This is a genomic window from Streptomyces sp. NPDC004542 (assembly GCF_040610035.1).
Classification (GTDB): Bacteria; Actinomycetota; Actinomycetes; order Streptomycetales; family Streptomycetaceae; genus Streptomyces.
Genome location: NZ_JBEXLP010000176.1, coordinates 1 through 4,792, shown reverse-complemented (window position 1 = coordinate 4,792; position 4,792 = coordinate 1). Strand labels below are relative to the sequence as shown.

The 4,792-nt window shown below is 70.6% G+C and carries 2 protein-coding genes and 2 pseudogenes; all 4 read right to left on the bottom strand.

Annotated features, from left to right (window positions below; translation table 11 throughout):
* Positions 1-1,115: pseudogene (locus ABZX30_RS37685) on the bottom strand (1,4-alpha-glucan branching enzyme); the annotation flags it as partial.
* A 36-nt stretch (positions 1,116-1,151) separates the two neighbouring features.
* Entirely contained in the window at positions 1,152-2,552 is a 1,401-nt protein-coding gene (locus tag ABZX30_RS37680; protein ID WP_355942833.1) for a maltokinase, read from the bottom strand.
* 115 nt (positions 2,553-2,667) lie between these two features.
* The gene (treS, locus tag ABZX30_RS37675) at positions 2,668-4,368 is read right to left on the bottom strand and encodes a maltose alpha-D-glucosyltransferase (RefSeq protein ID WP_355942830.1); all 1,701 of its coding nucleotides are present in this window, start codon (positions 4,366-4,368) and stop codon (positions 2,668-2,670) included.
* Positions 4,365-4,792, bottom strand: a pseudogene (locus ABZX30_RS37670) (alpha-1,4-glucan--maltose-1-phosphate maltosyltransferase); the annotation flags it as partial. The gene treS and the pseudogene ABZX30_RS37670, both read right to left, overlap by 4 nt.

Below are 4,792 nucleotides of genomic sequence, written 5' to 3'. Positions count from 1 at the left end.
CCGGTGACCTGGTAGCCCCAGGAGCCGCCGAAGGGGTGCTCGGCGACCGGCATCAGTTCGACGTGGGTGAAGCCCAGGTCCTTGACGTACGCGGGGAGCTGCTCGGCGAGCTGCCGGTAGGTGAGACCGGGCCGCCAGGACGGCAGGTGCACCTCGTACACCGAGAACGGTGCCTCGTGCACCGGCGTCTTCGCGCGCCGCTCGAGCCACTCGGCGTCGCCCCACTCGTGGTGCGAGGCCGTCACGATGGACGAGGTGGCGGGCGGGACCTCGGTGCGGCGGGCCATCGGGTCGGCGCGCAGGGTACGGGACCCGTCCGGGCGGGTGATCTCGAACTTGTACAGCTCGCCCTCGCCGAGCCCCGGCACGAACAGCTCCCACACCCCGGAAGAGCCGAGCGAGCGCATCGGATGACCGGTGCCGTCGAAGAAGTTGAAGCCGCCCGCCAGCCGCACGCCCCGCGCGTTCGGCGCCCACACCGCGAACCGGGTGCCCTTGACCCCCTGGTGGGTCGTCGGGTGCGCGCCGAGCGCCTGCCACAACTGCTCGTGCCGGCCCTCGCCGATCAGGTGCAGGTCCAGGTCGCCGAGCGTGGGCAGGAAGCTGTAGGCGTCCTCCGTCTCGTGGACGTTCTCCTCGTACGCCACCAGCAGCCGGTACCGCGGGACCTCGCGCAGTGGGAGCAGCCCGGAGAAGAAGCCGTCGCCGTCGTCGTGCAGTCCGGCCCGCAGGTCGCCGGAGACGACGGTGACGGAGCGCGCGTACGGGCGGAAGGCCCGGAAGGCGACCCCGCCGGGCACCACGTGCGCGCCCAGCACCGCGTGCGGGTCGTGATGGGTGCCGTGCAGCAGCCGCTCGCGGTCACCGGCGTCGACGGCCGGGGAGACGGCGACCTCCACCTCGGGCGAGGCCGCGGGCGCGGGTACGGGAGCCGGCCCGGGGGCGGGCGCGCTCTCGATCTCCGGCGGCCCGGCCTGCGCGGGCGCCTTCTCCTTGGCGCGCTCGGCGGGCTCGGCGGACTTGCGGGACTTGGCGGGCTCGGCGGCCTTGGCCGGCTTGGCGGCCTTGCCCTTGCCGGACTTGTTCTTCTCGGTCGCTGACTTCTTGGACGTCACGGACGCGTCTCCCGGGCGAGGTGGGGGGGCGGCCCCCTAGGTCAGGTCGGAGGTGGCGAGGCGGTGGACCGCCGCGAGGGGTACGGGGAGCCAGTCGGGTCGGTGCCGGGCCTCGTAGACGACCTCGTAGATCGCCTTGTCCGTCTCGTAGGCACGCAGCATGACGGGATCGGTGCGCGGGTCGGTGCCCGCGACCTCGGTGTAACCGGAACAGTAGGCGGCCCGGCAGGCCCTCGCCCAGTCCGTTGCCGCGGGACTGACGGAATGGGCCGCGTAGTCGAAGGAGCGGAGCATCCCGGCGATGTCCCGGACCGTCGGCTGCGGCATGCGCCGCTCGGCCAGCGGCCGGGCCGGTTCGCCCTCGAAGTCGATCAGCGACCACTGCCCGGACGGCGAGCGCAGGCACTGGCCGAGGTGCAGGTCGCCGTGGATGCGCTGGGCGGTCCAGGTGCGGCCCTCGGCGGCCAGGCCGGCCAGCGCCTCGAAGGCCGAGCGCAGCCCGGTCTCGTACGGCCCGAGCGCGGGCACCGCCTGTACGGCGGCGGTCAGGCGCTCCATCATGCCGTCCACGAGGACCCGCAGCTGGCTGTGGCCCAGGGTGACGGTGGGCAGGGCACGGGCGAGCGCGGTGTGCACCTCGGCGGTGGCCCGGCCCAGCGCCCGCGCGTCGGCGACGAAGTCCTCTCCCTTGGCGAGTTCGCGCAGCGCCAGCTCCCAGCCGTCGCCCGCGCCCCGCACGAACGGCTGGAGCACGCCCAGGACATAGGAGTCGGAGCCGCCGTCCAGCTCGGCGTGGAGCCAGGCGGTCGGCGCGGGCACCCGGGCGCAGCCCTCCCGGGCCAGGGCGAGGGGTATCTCCAGGTCGGGGTTGACGCCGGGCACGACCCGGCGCAGCAGCTTGAGAATGAACGTATCTCCATAGACCACCGAGGTGTTGGACTGCTCGGCGGTCATCAGCCGGGCCACGAGCCCCTCGCGGATCTCCTGGCGCGGATCCCGCTCGAAGCGGAGCACGCCGACGCGGGCCTGCGAGCGCAGCGCCTCCAGCAGCATCTCGGCGGGCCGGGTGTCGTACAGGGCGTCGTACACCGTGCGTCCGGCCAGCGGGCCATCCTCCACATGTCCGATCAGCGCGGGCGCCAGCCGGGGCGGCAGCGCCTCGCGCACGCCTATGAGGAGCTGGTAGCAGTCGCCGGGCTGCGTCGGGGAGCCCAGTGTGGCCGGCTGGTGGGCCCGGACCAGCAGGTGGTACAGGCCGAGCCGGCCGTCGGGCGGCAGCAGTTCGGTGGCCGCGACCGGTGTGAATCCGGTGACCGGGCGTCCTTTGCCCGCGAACCAGCGCTGCCTGGGCAGCCACTCGCGCAGCAGTGGATCGAACGACGCGAGCAGCTGGCCGGGACTTGCGGTGGTGCCGGAGGGGGTGACCGTTTCCGCCATGGCGTCACGTCCTTTCCCCGGGTCGTCGGGGCGGTTACTTCTGCGTGCCCCGGGTGGGGCGGTGGAAACCGCCCCACCCGGGCTTGTGTGCGCGTTCCTTCGGCTGGACGCGCTGCTACACGCCTTCCCCGCGCAGCCGGAACCAGTAGAAGCCGTGGCCCGCGAGGGTCAGCAGGTACGGCAGCTCACCGATCGCCGGGAAGCGGACACCGCCGAACAGTTCGACGGGGTGCCGCCCGGTGAACCGCCTGAGGTCGAGCTCGGTGGGCTGTGCGAACCGGGAGAAGTTGTGCACACAGAGGACGAGGTCGTCCTCGTACTCGCGGAGGAAGGCGAGGACGGCGGGGTTGGAGGAGGGCAGTTCGGTGTAGGACCCGAGTCCGAAGGCGGGGTTCTGCTTGCGGATCTCGATCATGCGGCGGGTCCAGTGGAGCAGGGAGGAGGGGGAGGCCATGGAGGCCTCGACGTTGGTGACCTGGTAGCCGTAGACGGGGTCCATGATCGCCGGGAGGTAGAGGCGTCCGGGGTCGCTGGAGGAGAAGCCGGCGTTGCGGTCGGGGGTCCACTGCATGGGGGTGCGGACGGCGTCGCGGTCGCCGAGCCAGATGTTGTCGCCCATGCCGATCTCGTCGCCGTAGTAGAGGATCGGGGAGCCGGGCAGGGAGAGGAGCAGGGCGGTGAAGAGTTCGATCTGGTTGCGGTCGTTGTCGAGGAGGGGGGCGAGGCGGCGGCGGATGCCGATGTTGGCGCGCATGCGGGGGTCCTTGGCGTACTCGGCCCACATGTAGTCGCGTTCCTCGTCGGTGACCATCTCCAGGGTGAGTTCGTCGTGGTTGCGCAGGAAGATGCCCCACTGGCAGCCGGAGGGGATGGCGGGGGTCTTGGCGAGGATCTCGGAGACCGGGTAGCGCGATTCCCGTCGTACGGCCATGAAGATGCGGGGCATGACGGGGAAGTGGAAGGCCATGTGGCACTCGTCGCCGCCGGCCCGGAAGTCGCCGAAGTAGTCGACGACGTCCTCCGGCCACTGGTTCGCCTCCGCCAGCAGCACGGTGTCCGGGTACTGGGCGTCGATCTCCTTGCGCACCCGCTTCAGGAACGCGTGGGTCTCCGGGAGGTTCTCGCAGTTGGTGCCCTCCCGCTGGTACAGGTACGGCACGGCGTCCAGCCGGAACCCGTCGATGCCGAGGTCCAGCCAGAACTTCAGCGCGGAGATCATCTCCTCCTGCACGGCCGGGTTCTCGTAGTTGAGGTCCGGCTGGTGCGAGAAGAAGCGGTGCCAGTAGTACTGCTTGCGTACCGGGTCGTACGTCCAGTTGGAGACCTCGGTGTCGACGAAGATGATCCGCGCGTCCTGGTACTGCTTGTCGTCGTCGGCCCAGACGTAGTAGTCGCCGTAGGGGCCGTCGGGGTCCCTTCTGGACTCCTGGAACCACGGGTGCTGGTCGCTGGTGTGGTTCATGACGAAGTCGATGATCACGCGCATGCCGCGCTGGTGGGCGGCGTCGACGAACTCCACGAAGTCGGCGAGGTCACCGAACTCGGGCAGCACGGCGGTGTAGTCGGAGACGTCGTAGCCGCCGTCCCTGAGCGGTGACTTGAAGAAGGGCGGCAGCCACAGGCAGTCCACCCCCAGCCACTGGAGGTAGTCGAGCTTGGCGGTCAGGCCCTTGAGGTCGCCGACGCCGTCACCGTTGCTGTCCTGGAAGGAGCGGACGAGGACCTCGTAGAAGACGGCGCGCTTGAACCAGTCCGGGTTCCGGTCCTTGGCGGGAGTGTCTTCGAACGTGTCCTGAACAGGCTCGTTGACGATCATATGGTGGGTGACCCTCCGATCTGCGGGTTGGACGGTCGCAGGACGAAGACGTGCGCGGGCCTGTGGCCCGGTTCGAGGCGCACATAGTTGGCCCTGCCCCAGTGATAGGTCTCGCCGGTGAGCTCGTCGCGCACCGGCACCGACTCGTGCCAGTCCAGGCCGAGTTGCGGCATGTCCAACGAGACCGTCGCCTCCTGGGTGTGGTGGGGGTCGAGGTTGGCGACCACCAGAACCGTGTTCGATCCGCTCCGCTTGCTGTAGACGATCACTTCTTCCTTGTCGGCGTGATGGAAGTGGAGGTCGCGCAGCTGCCGCAGGGCCGGGTTGTCGCGCCGGATGGTGTTGAGGCGGGTGACGAGGGGGGCGATGGTGCGTCCCTCGCGTGCGGCGGCGGCCCAGTCGCGGGGTTTGAGCTGGTACTTCT